Origin of the sequence: Oryzomicrobium sp., from assembly GCF_036820405.1 — a bacterium.
Lineage (GTDB): Bacteria > Pseudomonadota > Gammaproteobacteria > Burkholderiales > Rhodocyclaceae > Oryzomicrobium.
Genome location: NZ_DAISLS010000017.1, coordinates 1 through 17,345, shown reverse-complemented (window position 1 = coordinate 17,345; position 17,345 = coordinate 1). Strand labels below are relative to the sequence as shown.

General features: G+C 69.7%; 15 protein-coding genes. 7 read left to right on the top strand and 8 right to left on the bottom strand.

The window, feature by feature from the left end; all coding sequences use genetic code 11:
* Positions 1 to 449 precede the first annotated feature (449 nt).
* Both V7Z98_RS16080 and V7Z98_RS16075 read left to right on the top strand, forming a co-directional pair.
* Positions 450 to 923 (top strand): DUF2917 domain-containing protein, encoded by a 474-nt coding sequence (locus tag V7Z98_RS16080; protein WP_334159078.1) that lies wholly within the window; start codon positions 450 to 452, stop codon positions 921 to 923.
* Positions 920 to 1,945 carry an alpha/beta hydrolase family protein gene (locus tag V7Z98_RS16075; protein WP_334159077.1) on the top strand — a complete coding sequence of 342 codons (1,026 nt, stop codon included), beginning with the start codon at positions 920 to 922 and terminating at the stop codon, positions 1,943 to 1,945. The genes V7Z98_RS16080 and V7Z98_RS16075 overlap by 4 nt, the downstream gene beginning before the upstream one ends.
* Positions 1,946 to 2,063: 118 nt before the next feature.
* On the opposite strand, the gene V7Z98_RS16070 is transcribed toward V7Z98_RS16075, so the two are convergent.
* Both V7Z98_RS16070 and V7Z98_RS16065 read right to left on the bottom strand, forming a co-directional pair.
* Entirely contained in the window at positions 2,064 to 3,356 is a 1,293-nt protein-coding gene (locus V7Z98_RS16070; RefSeq protein ID WP_334159076.1) for an O-acetylhomoserine aminocarboxypropyltransferase/cysteine synthase family protein, read from the bottom strand.
* Positions 3,357 to 3,395: 39 nt separating this feature from the next.
* On the bottom strand, positions 3,396 to 3,872 hold the full coding sequence (locus tag V7Z98_RS16065) for a CoA-binding protein (RefSeq protein WP_334159075.1): 477 nt from the start codon (positions 3,870 to 3,872) through the stop codon (positions 3,396 to 3,398).
* 321 nt (positions 3,873 to 4,193) lie between these two features.
* Here V7Z98_RS16065 and V7Z98_RS16060 point away from each other — a divergent pair, with 321 nt between their 5' ends.
* Positions 4,194 to 4,790 carry a hypothetical protein gene (locus tag V7Z98_RS16060; RefSeq protein WP_334159074.1) on the top strand — a complete coding sequence of 199 codons (597 nt, stop codon included), beginning with the start codon at positions 4,194 to 4,196 and terminating at the stop codon, positions 4,788 to 4,790.
* Between the two features lie 122 nt (positions 4,791 to 4,912).
* Here V7Z98_RS16060 and V7Z98_RS16055 read toward each other — a convergent pair whose 3' ends face one another.
* From V7Z98_RS16055 to V7Z98_RS16040, 4 genes are read right to left on the bottom strand one after another with little or no spacing between them, the layout of a single operon-like run.
* The gene (locus V7Z98_RS16055) at positions 4,913 to 6,271 is read right to left on the bottom strand and encodes an SCO family protein (protein WP_334159072.1); all 1,359 of its coding nucleotides are present in this window, start codon (positions 6,269 to 6,271) and stop codon (positions 4,913 to 4,915) included.
* A 7-nt stretch (positions 6,272 to 6,278) separates the two neighbouring features.
* Positions 6,279 to 7,145 carry an ABC transporter permease gene (locus tag V7Z98_RS16050; RefSeq protein ID WP_334159071.1) on the bottom strand — a complete coding sequence of 289 codons (867 nt, stop codon included), beginning with the start codon at positions 7,143 to 7,145 and terminating at the stop codon, positions 6,279 to 6,281.
* 56 nt (positions 7,146 to 7,201) lie between these two features.
* Entirely contained in the window at positions 7,202 to 8,005 is an 804-nt protein-coding gene (locus V7Z98_RS16045; protein WP_293265548.1) for an ABC transporter ATP-binding protein, read from the bottom strand.
* A 23-nt stretch (positions 8,006 to 8,028) separates the two neighbouring features.
* Positions 8,029 to 9,075, bottom strand: a complete 1,047-nt coding sequence (locus V7Z98_RS16040) for an ABC transporter substrate-binding protein (RefSeq protein WP_334159070.1) — start codon at positions 9,073 to 9,075, stop codon at positions 8,029 to 8,031.
* A gap of 216 nt (positions 9,076 to 9,291) precedes the next feature.
* On the opposite strand from V7Z98_RS16040, the gene V7Z98_RS16035 reads away from it, so the two are divergent.
* Together V7Z98_RS16035 and V7Z98_RS16030 are read left to right on the top strand one after the other, a co-directional pair.
* A complete protein-coding gene (locus V7Z98_RS16035; RefSeq protein WP_334159069.1) occupies positions 9,292 to 9,954 on the top strand; it encodes an RBBP9/YdeN family alpha/beta hydrolase in 663 nt (220 codons plus the stop codon).
* 558 nt (positions 9,955 to 10,512) lie between these two features.
* Entirely contained in the window at positions 10,513 to 11,709 is a 1,197-nt protein-coding gene (locus V7Z98_RS16030; protein WP_334159067.1) for an amino acid aminotransferase, read from the top strand.
* A 115-nt stretch (positions 11,710 to 11,824) separates the two neighbouring features.
* Here the strand turns inward: V7Z98_RS16030 and V7Z98_RS16025 are convergent, their stop codons facing one another.
* Positions 11,825 to 12,850 carry an LLM class flavin-dependent oxidoreductase gene (locus tag V7Z98_RS16025; protein ID WP_334159066.1) on the bottom strand — a complete coding sequence of 342 codons (1,026 nt, stop codon included), beginning with the start codon at positions 12,848 to 12,850 and terminating at the stop codon, positions 11,825 to 11,827.
* Between the two features lie 252 nt (positions 12,851 to 13,102).
* Between V7Z98_RS16025 and V7Z98_RS16020 the strand changes: the two genes are divergently transcribed.
* A complete protein-coding gene (locus V7Z98_RS16020; RefSeq protein WP_334159065.1) occupies positions 13,103 to 13,303 on the top strand; it encodes a hypothetical protein in 201 nt (66 codons plus the stop codon).
* Positions 13,304 to 13,686: 383 nt separating this feature from the next.
* On the opposite strand, the gene V7Z98_RS16015 is transcribed toward V7Z98_RS16020, so the two are convergent.
* Entirely contained in the window at positions 13,687 to 15,363 is a 1,677-nt protein-coding gene (locus V7Z98_RS16015; RefSeq protein ID WP_293265536.1) for a cation:proton antiporter, read from the bottom strand.
* 416 nt (positions 15,364 to 15,779) lie between these two features.
* Between V7Z98_RS16015 and V7Z98_RS16010 the strand changes: the two genes are divergently transcribed.
* Positions 15,780 to 17,147: a phenylacetate--CoA ligase family protein gene (locus V7Z98_RS16010; RefSeq protein ID WP_334159064.1), complete on the top strand. Its 1,368-nt coding sequence runs from the start codon at positions 15,780 to 15,782 to the stop codon at positions 17,145 to 17,147.
* Positions 17,148 to 17,345 lie beyond the last annotated feature (198 nt).

Below are 17,345 nucleotides of genomic sequence, written 5' to 3'. Positions count from 1 at the left end.
CGGCTTTATTTCTGCGTTTTACGCATGAATGTGATACGGATTTTCCGTTTGTCCATGGTCAAGCTCGTTTCCATACTTTGCGTATGGAGGCATGCCCCCCGGTAAGCCATGGCAAAAACGCATGAATGAAGGATAGGAAAATGCCGTTCCGTCCGCAATCGCCCCACGGCGCCACCGGTTTACGGCCGGTGGTTGCTCCGGCCGCTCCGGCCGATTCAACCTCCCCGCCTAGTGCGTTGCCCCCGGCCACTCCGTCCGGGGCAGGCATGGCGCCCGGCGCATCCCCAATCTCCACCCCGGTAGCCGTGCATGGGCGAAGCGCCGGCCTTACGTCCCACTCATCCCACTCATCCCACTCATCCCACTCATCCCACTCATCCCACTCATCCCACTCGGCCTCATCGCCTCCGGCCTCGGCCCATGCACCGGCGCAGGGCGGCGTTCAGCGCGTGGCGGATGCGCCTCGCTGCTGGGACGCTGCTTCGCTCCCGGCCGCTTCCCTGCCCCACCCCACCGTTCTGTCCGGCGACCACGCCGCTGCCCTGCACCTGGAACGCCGCCAGGTGGCGGTGCTGGCCGGGCACCCCGGGCAAATCCTGGCCTGCCAGGCCGGGGAAGTGTGGATTACCGAAGACGGCGACCGGCGCGACCGCATCCTCGCCGCCGGCCAGGCCATCGCCCTGACCCGGCGCGGCCCCCTGGTGGTGTCCGCCTGCCGCGCCGCCCGGTTCGTCCTGGCGCCACCGCCAGGTCGCGGCCTGCACCCCATCCCCCATACCGCAACGCTGGGCCGAACCGTCGGGGTCATGATGGAAGGCGGCACCCGGGGAGCGGCACAACTGGCAGCGCAACTGACAATGCGGCTGGCCGCCCTCGGGCAACGGCTGCACCTGGGCCACGGCGGCCCGGGAGGCGGCCGATGAACGCCCCCCGGCACGCCCCGCCGCCGTTATCCTCCATCCATCCCCACCGCATCGGACCCGCCATGCCGCCCCAGCCCCTCACCCTCACCGCCCGGGACGGCTACCCCCTGGCCGCCCATCATTGGCGCCCCGACGGCGAGGCCCAGGGCGTGGTGGTGATCAACCCGGCCACGGCGGTAAAGGCCGACTACTACCACCGCTACGCCCGCTACCTGGCCGAGCACGGCCTGGCGGCACTGACCTACGACTACCGGGGCATCGGCGCCTCGCGCCAGGGCAGCCTGCGCCGCTGGCGGCACATCACCAAGCTCGACTGGGGCCGCTTCGACTGCGACGCCGCCCTGGCCTGGGCCAGCGCCGCCTATCCGGACGTGCCGGTATATCTGGTGGGCCACAGCATCGGCGGTCTGCTGCTCGGGCTGGCGCCCCACGCCGGCGTCGTCGCCCGGGCCTTCACCGTCGGCGCCCAATACGCCTACTGGCCCGACTACGGCCCGGGCAAGGCGCGCATGTGGCTGCGCTGGCACCTGCTGATGCCGGCGCTCACCGCCCTGCTCGGCTACTTTCCTGCCCGCCGCCTGGGCTGGCACGAAGACCTGCCGGCCGGCGCCGCCTACGAATGGGCCTTCCGCCCCGCCACCCTGGAAGCCGCCTACCGCCACCTGCGCCGCCACGGCGACGATCCCCTGGCCCATTTCGCCGCCATGAAAGGCGACCTACTGGCCGTCAGCCTTAGCGACGCCCCCTTCGGCACCCCGGCAGCCATCGAGCGCCTGCTCGGTTATTACCGCAACAGCCGGTGCCACCATGTGCACCTCAACCCAGCCGATGTCGGCGTGCCGGGGATCGGCCACTTCGCCTGGTTCAACGACCGTTTCCGCGCCACCCTGTGGCCGGATTCCCTGGCCTGGCTGGTGGAGGGCCGGCTGAACCGGACGCCGGTGGCGCCCCTGGCGCCGGACGATGCGGCATCTGGAAGCGCATCCCATCCAGTGCCGCATCCGGCCCGGCGAATCGCCTGAAGCGTAAAAAAAACCGCCCCGCCGGAAATCCAGGCGGGGCGGTTTTTCATGGGGCGGCGCCATCCGGCGGCAAACGACAGACCGGCGCGGGTGTCCCCTCTGGCCTCAGGTGCCGATTTCAGGCGCAGGCTTTGGCCAACGCCTGATCGATGTCCCACAGGATGTCGTCCAGAGTCTCCAGCCCCACCGAAAGGCGGATCAGGTCCGGGGGCACGCCGGCGGCGCGCTGCTGTTCCTCGCTCATCTGGCGGTGGGTGGTGGAGGCTGGGTGGATGACCAGGGTCTTGGCGTCGCCGATGTTGGCCAGGTGGGAGAGGAATTCGACGCTGTCGATGAAGCGGGCACCGGCGGCGGCGCCGCCCTTGATACCGAAGCTAAGCACAGCCCCGGCGCCCTTGGGCAGGTACTTTTGCGCCAGGTCGTGGTAGCGGCTGGAGGCCAGACCCGGGTAATTGACCCATTCCACCTGGGAGTGGGCCTCCAGGTGGCGGGCCACGGCCAGGGCGTTGGCGCAGTGGCGCTCCATGCGCAGGGACAGGGTTTCCACCCCTTGCAGGAGCAAGAAAGCCGACAAGGGCGAGAGGGCCGGGCCGAAGGTGCGCAGCCCTTCCATGCGGCACTTCATGGTGAAGCCGAAGTTGCCGAAGGTCTCGAAGAAGCGCACGCCGTGGTAGCCGTCCGACGGCTCGGTCATGGTGGCGAAGCGGCCGTCGCCCACGGACCAGTCGAACTTGCCCGATTCGACGATCACCCCGCCCATGGTGGTGCCGTGGCCGCCCAAGAACTTGGTGGCGGAGTGCATCACCACCTCCGCCCCCCACTCGCCGGGGCGGCACAGGTAGGGGCTGGCGAAGGTGTTGTCGATGAACAGGGGCAGGCCGGCCTGGGCGGCGATCTTGCCGACCTTTTCCAGGTCGAGCACGTTGAGGGACGGGTTGCCCAGGGTCTCGGCGTAGAGCAGCTTGGTCTTGGGGGTGATGGCCCGAGCGAAGTTTTCCGGGTCGTCCGGGTCCACGAACACGGTGTCGATGCCCAGCTTGCGGAAGTTCACGTCGAGCTGGGTGTGGGTGCCGCCGTACAGGGTGCGGGCCGCCACGATCTGGTCGCCGGCCTGGCACAGGTTGAGGATGGCGATCATCTGGGCGGCCATGCCGGAGGCCACCGCCACCGCCGCCCGGCCGCCTTCCAGGGCTGCCACCCGTTCCTCGAACACCGCCACGGTGGGGTTGGAGAGGCGCGAGTAGACGTTGCCGAAGGTCTGTAGATTGAACAGGCTGGCGGCGTGCTCGGGGGAATCGAACACGTAGGAGGTGGTCTGGTAGATCGGCGCGGCGCGGCTGCCGGTCTCGGCGTCGGGAATCTGGCCGGCGTGGAGCGCCAGGGTGTCGAAGCCGAAGGTGCGGTCGGTCATGGAATCTGTCTCGATGTCGTTATGGCGGTGGCGGCCAGTTCAGCCCTGATGCGGCAGCACTGTGGGGCGGCGGGCGGAAATCACCTTGGTGTTCACGCCGAACCAGTGCAGGCCACCGAACAGGCGGGCGTACTCGATCTTGACGCAGCGGTCCTGCACCACCGTCAGGCCGGCGTCGGCGGCGATGCGCGCCGCCTCCTCGTTGACCACCCCCAGTTGCAGCCACAGGGTCTTGGCGCCGATGGCCACCGCCTGCTCGGCGATGGGCACGCAGTCGGCGGGCTTGCGGAACACGTCCACCATATCCACCGGCTCGGGAATCGAGGCCAGGTCCGGGTAGCACTTCTGGCCCAGGATTTCGTCGTAGCGCGGATTGACCGGAACGATGCGGTAGCCGTGCTCCAGCATGTATTTGGCGGCGAAGTTGGAGGGGCGCGACCAGTCGGCGGAAAGGCCGACCACGGCGATGCTGCGGGTCTGCTGCAACACCCGGCGCAGGGTGGCGATGTCGCTCATGCACGATTCCTTGGCTGGCTCCCCGGCCCAGGCCGGAGAGCAAAAACACGAGGCCGCGCCGGGGTCGCCCGGTACGGCGGCTTGCGGGCCGATTTTACGCGGCAAAGGCACCCTGCCCCGCTCAACCACGGCGAAGGCGGCCCCCGGGCCGCCGGCGGAAAGCGGCGCTACCGCGGCGGCATGGCCCGGTGCCGACGCGACCTGGCGCCGATCGTGAGCCGATCCGCGCCGATTACGCCGGCATCCAAAGACGAGCAAGGTCGTGACAAGGGGCCGCCAATGTTCTAAGTTTATGGGCTTCCCGGGATCTTGAAACACGCCATGCCTGCCCTGCCCCCCGGCGCCCGCTGCCCGGCGCCGCGCTCGCTCTTGTCGCCGCCTTCCCCTTTCCCCTTCCCCCGCCTGGCCGCGGTGACGCTGGCCGCGCTGGTCGTCCTGACCGGCTGCCAGACCCTGCCCGACCCGGCTGCGGACGCGTCCCCGGCCAAGCCGGGAGCAAACGCCCCCCGCGCCGCCGACCCGAAGGCCCGGAGCCCCGGCAGCCAGGCCCGCGCGGCCCGCAACGCGCCGGCGGCACCGGTCCGGGCGCCGGACGAAACCATCCGCATCGCCCCGGGCGATACCGCCCTTTCCCCCGAGATGGACGCCCGCCTCGACCGCGTTCTGGCCCGGGCCCGGGGCAACGACCAGGTGCGCGTACGCCTGGAAGCCTATTCCCCCGACCGGGGCAGCAACGCCTGGGAAATCGCCATGGCCGAACAGAGCCTTCAGGTGGTGCGCAGCCGGGTGATCGCCCAGGGCATCCGCCCCTACCGCATTGAGGCCACCATGGTCGGCGACCGGGACGGCACGGACGGCGCCCGGGACCGCAACGGGGTGCGCCTGTACCTCATCGACCCCTCCATTCCCACGCCCTGATCGCCGTTCCCCTCGGACACGGGGGGCCCACTCATCCGCGAGTGGCGGCTCGCCTGCCCCCCTTGGTGCATGTGGTTCCGCATGACACGGCGCCTGATTCACCGCCTCTGAACAGCCACGGATCAGCCGCCCCCGTCACGCCGGGTGGACGCGCCGGCCAGGGGCTGGGCGCCCCGCGCCCACCCCTCCTTGACCAGAGCCGCCAGGTCGGCGGCGAGCAGCTCCACCGGCTGGCCGTAGGGCGACAGGCCACGCACCCGGCCCTGGCGATCGATGAGGAAGATGCCGGCGGTGTGGTCCAGGGTGTAGCCCAGGGCCTCGGACGGCTGGCGCTCGGCCACCAGGCCGAAGTCGCGGATGAAGGCGGCGGTCCGCCGGGCATCGCCGCGCAGGGCGGCAAAACGCTTGTCGAAGGCGTGGACGTACTCGCCGAGCAGGGCCGGGGTATCCCGCTCCGGGTCCAGGGTGGCGAACAGCACCTTAACGTCCTGGGCCGCCGCCCCCAACCCTGACAATCCGGGCAACGCGGCCAGGGCCGCCTTCAACTCGGCCAGGGTGGTGGGGCACACGTCCGGGCACTGGGTGTAGCCCACCGCCAGAGCCACCACCTTGCCCCGGTAGTCGGCCAGGCGGCGCAGCGGCGCCCCCGCAATGCCCACCTCGCGCAGGGCAAAGCCATAGGCCGCCTCGGGCGCCGGGGCGGCGTTGAGCACCGCCGTGGGCGGCGGCAGGCCCGCCTTGCCGAGGTCCGCCAGGAGCCTGGGGCGCTGCTTCGCCCGGTACTCGGCGAAGGGTTCCCGCTCGTAGGCGGCGGTAGCGACGAAACGGCCCAGGGCGCGGAAATCCGTGGCATCCAGGGGCCCCACGTGGCGGTAGAGGAAGTCCGCTCCGTCGAAGAAGACGAAGGCCGGGGTGCCCAGCACCCGGTAGCGGTCGGCCAGCTGGCTGGCGCTCCCAGGCTGTCCCTGGGGATCGGTCAGGGTCGCCCCGGGGGCACCCGGCTCGCCGGGCAGCGCCACCCGCACGGTGCGGTAGCGCCGGCCGAAGTTGGCCCGCACCCGGGGATCGGGGAAGGTCTCCCGCTTCATGCGGGCACAGCCGGGGCAGTCCGGCAGCTCAAAGTAGAGGACCAGGCGCTTGCCCTCGGCCCGGGCGGTAGCGGCTTCCCGGGCCAGATCCAGGGGAACGCCGGCCTCGGGTTCAAGGACGAACAGGCTCGGGGGAACGGCACCGGCGTCGGCCTTTTCATGGGCAGGCGCCGCGTGGGCCGGCCCCTGCCAAGCCAGGGCGCCCAGGGCCAGGCTGGCGGCAAACAGACCGCCGGACAGCCACTTCGGCCAGGATAGCCCGGGCGGCCGGCGGGCAGCGGCATCCCGACTGCCTTGATTTTCGGCCTCGCCCGCCGCCCCGGACGCGGGGTGCGGCAAGAGGCCGAAGCCGCCGATGCTGCCCGGCGGCGGGGCGCGTCTTGCTCCGGCCATGGCAACCTCAGCGCAACCAGAAGAGCGCCCGGTGGCGCAGCTTGTCCAGGCCAGTCATGGCCAGCCAGGTGATGAAGCCGGTGTAGAGGATGCCAGCCACCATGCGCGGATAGTCGGCGAAGTCGGCGTAGTACTGGACGAAGCGTCCCAGGCCGGCGTTGGCACCGAACAGCTCGGCCACGGTGAGCAGGATGAAGGAGAAGCCCAGGCCCACCGCCATGCCGGAGAAGATGTGCGGCAGGCTGGCGGGAAAGATCACCCGTACCAGGGTTTCCAGGCGCGAAAAGCCGAGCACCCGGGCGTTGTCCCGATAGCGCTTTTCCACGGCGTGGGCACCGGCGGCGGCGTTCTGGAACACCGGCCAGAAGGCGCCGATGAAGACCACGAAGGTGGCCGACAGGTGAAAGGTGGGCAGCACGGCGATGGCGTAGGGGATGTACACCGTGGGCGGCACCGGGGCCACCACCTTGGCGAAGGGAAAGGCCGCCCGGCCCAGGCCCGGGATCAACCCGGCCAGGAGCCCGAGCAGCACGCCCAGGGCCACCGCCAGGGCGTAGCCCGGCGCCAGGATGAAGAAGGACGAGACGGTGCCCTTCCACAGTTCGGGCAGGGAATCCCACAGGGCATCCAGCACGATGCGCGGAGCCGGCAGCAGCGGGTTGGCGGTCTGGTCGATGAAGTAGCTGGAGATCTGCCAGGCGGCGATCAGCACTGCCCACAGCAGCAGGGATTCCCAGGCCGGCAGGAAGCGGGTGAAGGATGGGGCGAAGGAGCGGACGGAGGCCGCAGCAGACGGGGCGGAGGCCGACGCATGCACATCGGCGGCCACGGCGGCGTCGGGCGCTTCCGCCGCCAGGGTGATGAATTGGGACATGGCGTTTCCTTTACAGCGACTGCGGTGACTGCGGTGACTGCGGCGGCGATACCGGATCAGGCCGCCTGGCCGGACAGGCCCTGGAGCACGTCGGCATCGAGCAGTTCGGCGATTTCCTCGCGGCGGGCGTGGAATTCGGCGGAGGCGAACAACTGGGCGCGCTGGCGCGGCCGGGGGAACGGCACCGCCACCTGGGCCAGCAACCGCCCCGGCGAGGCACCCAGCACCGCCACCCGGTCGCCCAGGTAGAGGGCCTCGTCCACGTCGTGGGTGACGAAGACGATGGTGCGGCGCGGGCTGGTGGACTGCCACACGTCGAGCAGCAGGTCCTGCAACTTGCCCCGGTTGATCGGGTCCAGGGCGCCGAAGGGCTCGTCCATGAGCAGCACCGGCGCTTCCAGGGCCAGGGCCCGGGCAATGGCGGCGCGCTGCTGCATGCCGCCGGACAACTGGAACGGGTACTTGCCGGCGGCGTCGCCCAGGCCGACCTTGGCCAGGTACTCCCGGGCACGCTCCCGGCGCTCGGCGCGGCGGGCCTGGGGATGGGCCTTGGCCACGGCCTGAGCGACGTTGTCCACTACGGTGAACCAGGGGAACAGGGCATAGTTCTGGAAGACCACGGCCCGGTCAATGCCGGGACCGTCGATGGTCACGCCGTTCCAGGCCAGACGCCCGCCGCTGGGCGCTTCCAGCCCGGCGATCAGGCGCAGCAGGGTCGATTTGCCCGAGCCGCTCGGCCCGAGCAGGGTGAGGAAGGTGCCTTCCGGCACCTCCAGGCTCACCCGTCGCAGGGTGGTTTCCCCGGCGGCGTAGGCGAACGAGACGTCGGCGATGGACAGGCCGGCGGTCGCAGCGCTCACGGCACTCACATCGCTCACCGTGTTCACAACACGTCCCTTTCCTTGAACTCCTTCAGGCGGGCCTGCCAGAACGGGTCCTTGGGGCTTTCCTTGGCCAGGGAGTCGAGAGCCTTCTTGTAGGGGCCGACTTCGAAGATCGGGTCCAGGGCGCGCTTGCCCTCGATGAACTCGGACCCGACCATGGTCAGCCAGAACTTCTGCACGCCCTTCACGTTGGGGTCGGAACCCTGTTCCAGGTTGGGCGAGTAGTAGCCCTTTTCCAGCAGGGCGCGGTCGAGCTTGATGTACTTGGCGATGGCGTCGATGGTTTCCTTGCGGTTCTCGGCGGCGAACTTTTCGGCCTTGAGGATGGCGCGCAGGAAACCCTGGACCACGGCTTCGTCCTTGAGCTTGGCCGAGGTCACCACCAGGCGGCAGCAGGGGTGACCCGGGGACAGGTCGCCGGAGCGCACCACCACCTTGAGGCCCTGCTGCTCGGCGCGCAGGTCGTGGGGGCCCCACACCAGGCCGGCGTCCACCTGCCCGGACTTGACCGCTTCGATCACCGCCGGCGGGTTCTTCAGCTCGAAGATGTGCAGGTCGTTCTTCCAGTTGATCTTGGCGTCCTTGAGGGCGCCGCGCAGCACCGCATCGCCGGAGGCCATGCGCACCGTGGCCACCTTCTTGCCCTTGAGGTCGTTGATGCTACGAATGGTGCCGGCCAGTTCGGGCTTGACCACCAGGGCCGCGTCCTGGCCCATGATGCCGCCGATGATCTTCAGGTCGGAGCCCTTGGAGTAGAACACCAGGGGCGCCGTGGTGCCGAAGGCGCCCACGTCCAGCTTGCCCGCCACCACGGCGTTGATGCCGTCGGCAGAGTTCTGGAACTCCACCAGGTCCACGTCCAGGCCTTCCTTCTTGAAGAAACCCTGTTCCTTGGCGACGAAGAACTTGGCGTGGCCGGTCACCGGCAGGTAGCCCACCTTGACGGCGGTATCGGCCAGGGCGGCCAGGGGCGCCAGTGCGGCGGCGCCGAAGGCGGCGGCCAGGGAAAGCCGGGAGAGCCGGCGGCGGTTACGGGCAACAGTCATGGAGCATCCTTTCGAGTCGCGGAAGCGGAAATTCACGGCCCGGACTGTAAGGAGCCCCCTTCATAACGCATACGAATAAATATCGATTTGTTTATAACCACAACCCAGGCCGCCGCGCCTGCCGCGGCGGCATTTGCTTATGCGCAAAGACGATTTGGCCTGCCGCCCCGGCCTGCTACGCTCCAGGATCGATACCTTCCCAACAAGGGCCTCCCCATGAGCGACATTTCCCCACTGCCGGTGCTGATCGTGCCCGGCAAGGGCGGCAGCGAACCCGCCCACTGGCAAAGCTGGCTTGAAACCCAGGTCGCCGGTTGCCGCCGTGTGGAGCAGGCCAACTGGGACAACCCGGAACTGCTGCCCTGGGCCCGCCGCGTCGCCCATCAGGCCCAGGCCCTGGCCGACGAATACGGTACTGCCCCGCTGCTGGTAGCCCACAGCTTCGGTTGCCTGGCGGGGGCCTACGCCGCCCTGCATCTGGGCGCACCGGTAGCCGCCGGGCTGTACGTGGCCCCGGCCAACCCGGCCCGCTTCGGCATCCCCCGTTCGGCCCTGGCCTGGCCCCTACCCCGCCACGGCCAGCAGAACGACCTGATCGCCAGCACCAACGACCCATGGATGAAGAGTGCCGACGCCACCTGGTTGGCCGAGGCCTGGGGCGCCCGTTTCCAACTGCTGGAAGGCGCCGGCCACATCAACGTGGCCGCCGGCTTCGGCCCCTGGGCGCTGCCCGTGGAGTGGATCGCCCAGGCCCGACAGAAAGCCGCCCGGGCCGTCGCCGCCCCCCGGGCGCCGGGCCGCACCGCCCCCTCTATGCTTATCGAAAATAGTGATTTCCCCCGGGGGATCATCCCGTCCTACCCTGGCGGTGCTGTCTAGGGACTCAGCCCCCCGGGCCGCGGACGGATTCCAGATTTCGGCCGTTTCGGTTTTGGGTCCGGGTTCGTCGCGTTGTTGGACGTCTGTTCTCTTCCTCTTGGCCGCACCTTCACCGGTCGGCCCCTACGGAAACGGCGCTACCGCGTCCTCTTCCACCCGCCGCACGGCCCTGCGCCGTGCGGTTTTTTTTCGTTCCCCCCGGACCGGCCCTGGAGCGTTGGTCGCCACCATCGGTTGGCTATGGGTTGGCTATGGTGAAACAAGGTGGGGCCGACACCTCCGCCGAGATCGCCAAGGCAGGGGATGCGGCCCGCAAGGTCAAGGACGTGAAGAACGACATCCGGCTCAAGTAGCCCAAGGGCGGGCCCCGCCGCCCGTTCCAGCCGCCTCGACCTCGGGGCGGTGCCGCCGCCGGCGCGGCGGGAGTGGTACCCTTTAGCCCTTGCCGCCGGCCCGCCATGCCCACCCATCCCCTGGGTGCGTGGCCGTGAGTCGCATGCCGGCAGGCCGGCGCACTGCGCCGCAAGCCACGACCACAGCCCGAGGATTTGCCCCTTCATGTTCGAACACGTCGACGCCTACCCTGGCGACCCCATTCTTTCCCTGGTCGAAACCTACCTCCAGGACCCCCGCCCGCAAAAAGTGAACCTGGGCATCGGCCTCTATTACGACGAACAGGGCCGCATCCCGCTGCTGGCCTCCGTGCAGCAGGCCGAGGCCGCCATCGCCGCCGAATCCGGCCCCCGCTCCTACCTGCCCATGGAAGGCGCCGCCGACTACCGGGCGGTGGTGCAGAAGCTGCTCTTCGGCGAAAACAACGAGGCCCTGAAGGCCGGCCGCATCGCCACCATCCAGACCCTGGGCGGCTCCGGGGCGCTGAAGGTGGGCGCCGACCTGCTCAAGCGCTACTTCCCCAAGAGCGAAGCCTGGGTCAGCAACCCCACCTGGGACAACCACCGCTCCATCTTCGAAGGCGCCGGCATCCCGGTGCATGACTACCCCTACTACGACGCCAAGACCGGCGGCGTGGACTTCGCCGGCATGGTCGCCTGCCTCAAGGGCCTGCCCGCCCAGAGCATCGTCCTGCTGCACCCCTGCTGCCACAACCCGACGGGCGTGGATCTCTCCCGGGAGCAATGGCAGCAGGTCATCGCCATCGTCGCCGAGCGCAACCTGATTCCCTTCCTCGACATCGCCTACCAAGGCTTCGGCGACGGCCTGGAAGAGGACGCCTACGCCATCCGCGCCCTGGCCGAGGCCAAGCTCCCCTTCCTGGTGAGCAACTCCTTCTCCAAGAACCTCTCCTTCTACGGCGAGCGGGTGGGCGGCCTTTCGGTGGTGTGCAAGGACGCCGAGGAAGCCGGCCGCATCCTGGGCCAGCTGAAGTTCACCGTGCGCCGCAACTACTCCAGCCCCCCGATCCACGGCGAGAAGGTCACCACCCGGGTGATGAGCGACGCCGCCCTGCACGCCCAGTGGGTGAAGGAAGTGGGCGAAATGCGGGTGCGCATCCAGGCCATGCGCCAGAAGTTGTATGAAGTGCTGACCGCCCGGGTGCCGGGCAAGGACTTCTCCTACTTCATCAAGCAGCGCGGCATGTTCAGCTACACCGGCCTCTCCCCCGCCCAGGTGGACCGCCTGCGCGAGGAGTTCGCGGTGTACCTGGTCGCCTCCGGCCGCATGTGCGTGGCCGGCCTCAACGGCGGCAACGTGGACTACGTGGCCGAGGCCATGGCGGCGGTGCTGCACGGCTGACCGGCCTTCTCGCCAACACGACGCACCGGCGGGCGCGGTGGACGGGGACATCCCCGTTCCCCGCGCCCGCCGTGCTTTTGGCGCGCCCGCAGGGGGTGCGGGGCCACGCCGGCCGTTATGCCGCCAAGCCCCCGGCCCGGGCGACGATCTCGAAGGAACGCAGCCGCGCCTGGTGGTCGTAGATCTGGGCGGTGACCATCACCTCGTCGGCCCCGGTCTGGGCGATCAGGTCGTCCAGGCCGGCGCGCACCGTGGCCGGGCCACCCACCACCGAGCAGGACAGGGATTCGGTGGCGAAGGCCAGCTCCCCCGGGGTCCAGCGCGATTCGTCGAAATCGCCAGGGGGCTCCAGCAGCCCGCGCACGCCCCGGGCCATGTTGGCGAAGCGGGTGCGCAGGGAACTGAACAGGAAGTGGGCCTCCTCGTCCGTGTCGGCGGCGATGGCATTGGCCCCCACCATCACGTAGGGCTTTGCCAGGGCTTCCGAGGGCTGGAACTGCTCCCGGTAGAGGTCGATGGCGCGCAGCAAGAAGCGCGGCGCAAAGTGGGAGGCGAAGGCGAAGGGCAGGCCCAGCCGCGCCGCCAGCCCGGCACTGTAGAGGCTGGAGCCGAGCAGCCAGATCGGCACGTTCAGCCCGGCCCCGGGCACGGCGCGCACCGCCTGGTCCGGGGCGGCGGGGCGGAAGTAGCCCTGCAACTCGGCCACGTCCTGGGGAAAGGTGTCGTCGCTGTTGCCCATATTGCGGCGCAGGGCCCGGGCGGTGAGCTGGTCGGTGCCCGGCGCCCGCCCCAGGCCCAGGTCGATGCGGCCCGGGTAGAGGGATTCCAGGGTGCCGAATTGCTCGGCGATGACCAGGGGGGCGTGGTTGGGCAGCATGACGCCGCCGGCCCCCACCCGCAGGGTGGTGGTGGCCGCCGCCACGTAGCCGATCGCCACCGCCGTGGCGGCGCTGGCGATGCCCGCCATGTTGTGGTGCTCGGCCAGCCAATAGCGCCGGTAGCCCCACGCCTCGGCATGCCGGGCCAGATCGCCGGTGTTGCGCAACGCCTGGGCCGGTGTGCTACCGGCCACCACCGGGGCGAGATCGAGGATGGACAGGTTGAGAGGCTGGGGCGATGAAACGGGAACGTCGTGGGTCATGGTCGAAAGGCTCGTAAGAGGCGCCGTGCCGACGGCGCGACATCAGGCATGTGGCCAACAACGGGCATGGCGAAGATTATTCCGGACTCCCTGGGATGCGAACAGTTCCATGGCCGGAGGGCGGCAGCGGCGCCAATCCGGCACCGCTGCCCGAAGCTTCCCGGCAAACGCCGGGGCATCCTGGGGTAGGATGCGCCCCGTGCCGGACCATTCTTCAGCCGGATTCACCCAGCGATTTCAGGAAAAACAGCAATGCGCGTACAGACCAACCCCACCGACTTCGGCCGCTGCGGCTGCGGCCGCCGGGAATATTGCGATGGCAGCCACGGCCTGAGCGAAGCCCAGTGGCAGGCCGTCCAGGCCAAGGAGCGGGCAGCCGCCGGGCTGGCCCAACCGCAGGAAAGCGGCGTGACGAACGGGAGCGGCGGGACCGGCGGCACCGACGCTGCCTGAAGCGTACCGCCCATTTACCGTTCCCAGGCGGCACACCGTTGCCGCCACCATTTTCCGCCCTCCCCTTGGCGCGCCACAGCGGGCGCTCCACCACCGGCACCCCGCTCCCCCTATCCTCGACCTGCACGGCGACCATGCCGGGTTGCCGGACGGCCAGCGGCAGGAGGCACCGGGTTGTGGACGATCAGGACGACGCCCACGGCCACGGTGAGGACCGGCAGCGGCCGGATCAGCAATAGGAAGCGGGGGGGACGTTGTAGCCCAGGGCTGCGACGTCGGTCAGCCAGAAGACCATCTCGAACAGCGTGCCGCAGCACCGGGTGATGCAGGTCATGCGCCGGGTTTCGGCAACCGGAGCGGCCCGCCCCCCAGTTGCCGGCAGGTTACAGGCTGCCGCGCACCGAGCGCAGCAGGGCCTCGCTCATTTCGTCGAACAGGTCGCACACCGAGGTAGCGCCGAATTCCTGCAGCCAGCCCCGCTCCGCCGGGGTGTTGGCGGTGGCGACGATGGCGATGCGCGGGTTGATGGCCCGGGCGGTCATGCAGATGCGCATCTTGTCCGGCAGGGCGGTGTTGGTCACCACCAGTACCCGGGCCTCGGCCACGCCGGCAGCGGCCAGCACGTCCTCCCGGCCGGCGTCGCCATAGACGGCGCTGATGTCCGGGTTGCCCAGTTCACGCACCTCCTGGACCCGCTCCACCGCCTGGTCGATGGCGCTCAACGACAGGCCGGCCTCGGCGCAGCGGCGCACGAAGCGACCGCCCACCTTGCCCAAACCGGTGACGATGACCATGGGCCCCTCGCCGTGGGGTTCGGTGGACACCGGCGGCGGCGCGACCATCGCTGCTGCCACGTCCGCCGGAGCAAGACCCCGGGCGGCGCGGCGGGCATCGAGGCGCGCCTCGATCCAGGGCGTCATGCGGAACAGCAGGGGGTTGAGGGCGATCGACAGGATCGCCGCCACCACCAGGATGCCCAGCCCCTCGTCGGGCAGCACGCCCAGGGCGCGGCCCAGGGAGGCGAGGATGAAGGAGAATTCGCCGATCTGGGACAGGCCCACGGCCACGGTCAGGGCCGTGCGCCGGGTGTCGCGCAGCAGGGCGACGATGGCCAGGGCCGCCAGGGGCTTGGCGATCAGCACGATGCCCAGGGAGGCGAGCAGAATCCACGGCTGCTCCAGCACCACCCTGGGGTCGAACAGCATGCCGATGGAGACGAAGAACAGGGCCGAGAAGACGTCGCGGAACGGCGCCATGTCGGCGGTGGCCTGGGGGCCGAAGCGGGACTGCCCCACCACCAGGCCGGCGAAGAAGGCGCCCAGGGCCACCGAGACGTGGAACACCTCGGCGGCCAGCATGGCCACGCCCAGGGCGATGACGAACACGCTGAGGGTGAACAGCTCGGTGGAACGGGAGCGGGCGATGCGCTCCATGATCGGCGAGACGAAGCGGTTGCCCACCAGCCAGACCAGGGCGGCGAACAGGGCGGCCTTGCCCAGGGCCAGGCCCAGGGACGCGAACACGGCGCCGGCCGAGGCCTGCTCCACCGCCAGGGCGGGCAGCACCACCAGGGCCACCACGGTGAACAGGTCCTCCACGATCAGCCAGCCCACGGCCACGTGGCCGTCGTGGCTGGACAGGCGGTTCTGGTCCACCAGCATGCGCATCAGCACCACCGTGCTGGCCACCGACAGGGCCATGCCGAACACCAGACCGGCGCTGTGCTCCCAGCCGAAGGCCCGGGCCAGGCCCCAGCCGGCCACGGTGGCCACGGTGCTCTGCACCACCGCCCCGGGCACGGCGATGCGCCACACCCGGATCAGCTCCTGGGGATGGAAGTGCATGCCGACGCCGAACATGAGCAAGATCACGCCGATTTCCGCCATCTCGGTAGCCAGCTTGGTATCGGCCACGAACCCCGGGGTATGAGGACCGGCGATGATGCCGGCGATCATGTAGCCCACCAGGGTGGAAAGCCCCAGGCGCTGGGTGATCCAGCCGAAAACGAGGGCCAGGGCGAGACCGCCGGATAGCGTGATGAGTATCGGAAAGTCGTGCATCGCTCGAATTGTGTGAAAAGCGGGAAGGGCGGGGATGCTGCGGCTGACGCAGGTACGGCGGCGGTGCGGGTGCTGCGGGGGGACGGTCTGGCGACGGCTGCCGTCCGCCATGAAAGAACCGCGCGGGCACAAGCTTGCCCGCCGCTTTCCCGAGAACGGGAGCGCGCGGGCGGCGCGGCGATCATGACGACTGAAGAATAAATCACGGCGCCGGCCCCCGCTGTAACAAAGCGTAGGCCGGCCCTTATTCCCGATGTTCATATGCTAGGAGATAAATCTTCGTTGGCCCTCCCGGCCCCGCTCCCCATACTCCCTGGCCTTGCCGGCGCTCCGGCCGGGGGATCGCCCCGCCACGCTGGGCGCGGCCCCGGAATCACGGAGCCACAGAATCACAGAATCACAGGAGCCTTGCCGCCATGGGCCACGCCGACCGCCATCTTTCCCCCTCGTCCGTCCCTGCCTCCGACGCCCCCTACTGGGACGCCGCCCTGGAAACCCAGCCCCGGGCCGACTGGGACGCCCTCAAGCTCGACCTGTTGCAGCGCCACCTGCGCCACGCCTACGCCAGCTCGCCCTACTACCGGGCCGCCTGGGACGCCGCCGGGGTGCATCCCGACCAGGTGAAACGCCTGGACGACATCCGCCGCTTTCCCTTCATCACCAAGCAGACCCTGCGCGAGCGCCAGCTCGCCGCCCCGCCCTTCGGCGATCTGGTGGCGGTGCCCGAGCGCGACATCGTGTACATCTCCGCCTCCAGCGGTTCCACCGGCATCCCCACCGCCTCGCCGTTCACCGCCCGGGACTTCGACGACTGGATGGACTACGAGGCACGCCAGTTCTGGTCCTCAGGCCTGCGCCCGGAAGACCGCTACTGCCACTCGCTCAATTTTTCGCTGTTCGTCGGCGGCCCCTGCGTGCTCGGCGCCCAGAAGCTCGGCGCCCTCTCCATCCACGCCGGCACCGTGCCGAGCGAGCGGCTGTTGACCATCGCCCGCCAGTTCCAGGCCACCGCCATCTGGACCACCCCGTCCTACGCCTGGTACCTGGGCGAGACGGCCAAGAAGGAAGGCATCGACCCGAAGCAGGATCTGGCGATCAAACGCATCTTCGTCGCCGGCGAGCCCGGCGGCTCGATCCCGGAAACCCGCAACCGCATCGAAGAACTGTGGGGCGCTTCGGTGTACGACTACTACGGCCTCTCGGACATCTTCGGCTCCTGCGCCGGCATGTGCGAAGAGAAGCACGGCCTGCACTGGGCCGAGGACCACATCCTGGCCGAAGTGCTCGACCCGGAAACCGGCGAGCCGGTGGCCGAGGGCGAACGGGGCGAGCTGGTGCTCACCACCCTGAAGAAGAGCGCCCGCCCCATGGTCCGCTTCCGCAGCGGCGACATCGTCTCCTTCACCAGCGAACCCTGCGCCTGCGGCCGCACCTCCCAGCGCCTGCTCGGCGTCCACGGCCGGCTCGACGACATGCTCATCATCAAGGGCGTGAACCTCTTCCCCAGCGACGTGGAAGCCGTCGCCCGCAAGGACCACGACCTCACCGGAGAATACAAGCTGGTGGTGGAGCGTATCGACCACCTGGACCACCTGACCGTGGAAGTGGAGCGGGCCGCCAGCTACAAAGGCAGCGACACGGAACTGGCCGAGCGCTTCGCCAAGCACCTCAAATCGGTCACCGGCGTACTGCCGGCGGTCACCATCCTCCCGCCGGACACCCTGCCCCGGGCAACCCACAAGGCCAAGCGGGTGGAGGATCGGCGCAGCGGGGTGTGGGCCTAAAGCGTCAGCACGCCTTTTGAGCCGCTGGCGCCGCTTTCGGGCAGCCGCCAGCCCTCCACCGCCCTTAACGCAAAACGCTCCCACCACATCGGCGGCACTGCGCCCTCCCCCCTTCACCCCCGCCGAGCAGCGCAGCCGGCCCGGGGAGGTGTCGGCGAGGACTGTTTGAGGCCGCAGGCCGAGTTCCGCAGCCGCCCC

Bases quoted from the DNA above. Each gene is read 5' to 3' on its own strand.
- V7Z98_RS16040 (WP_334159070.1), bottom strand. From the start codon at position 9,075: ATGACTGTTGCCCGTAACCGCCGCCGGCTCTCCCGGCTTTCCCTGGCC.
- V7Z98_RS16015 (WP_293265536.1), bottom strand. From the start codon at position 15,363: ATGCACGACTTTCCGATACTCATCACGCTATCCGGCGGTCTCGCCCTG.
- V7Z98_RS16060 (WP_334159074.1), top strand. From the start codon at position 4,194: ATGCCTGCCCTGCCCCCCGGCGCCCGCTGCCCGGCGCCGCGCTCGCTC.
- V7Z98_RS16070 (WP_334159076.1), bottom strand. From the start codon at position 3,356: ATGACCGACCGCACCTTCGGCTTCGACACCCTGGCGCTCCACGCCGGC.
- V7Z98_RS16020 (WP_334159065.1), top strand. From the start codon at position 13,103: ATGCGCGTACAGACCAACCCCACCGACTTCGGCCGCTGCGGCTGCGGC.
- V7Z98_RS16065 (WP_334159075.1), bottom strand. From the start codon at position 3,872: ATGAGCGACATCGCCACCCTGCGCCGGGTGTTGCAGCAGACCCGCAGC.
- V7Z98_RS16075 (WP_334159077.1), top strand. From the start codon at position 920: ATGAACGCCCCCCGGCACGCCCCGCCGCCGTTATCCTCCATCCATCCC.
- V7Z98_RS16030 (WP_334159067.1), top strand. From the start codon at position 10,513: ATGTTCGAACACGTCGACGCCTACCCTGGCGACCCCATTCTTTCCCTG.
- V7Z98_RS16010 (WP_334159064.1), top strand. From the start codon at position 15,780: ATGGGCCACGCCGACCGCCATCTTTCCCCCTCGTCCGTCCCTGCCTCC.
- V7Z98_RS16035 (WP_334159069.1), top strand. From the start codon at position 9,292: ATGAGCGACATTTCCCCACTGCCGGTGCTGATCGTGCCCGGCAAGGGC.
- V7Z98_RS16025 (WP_334159066.1), bottom strand. From the start codon at position 12,850: ATGACCCACGACGTTCCCGTTTCATCGCCCCAGCCTCTCAACCTGTCC.
- V7Z98_RS16055 (WP_334159072.1), bottom strand. From the start codon at position 6,271: ATGGCCGGAGCAAGACGCGCCCCGCCGCCGGGCAGCATCGGCGGCTTC.
- V7Z98_RS16050 (WP_334159071.1), bottom strand. From the start codon at position 7,145: ATGTCCCAATTCATCACCCTGGCGGCGGAAGCGCCCGACGCCGCCGTG.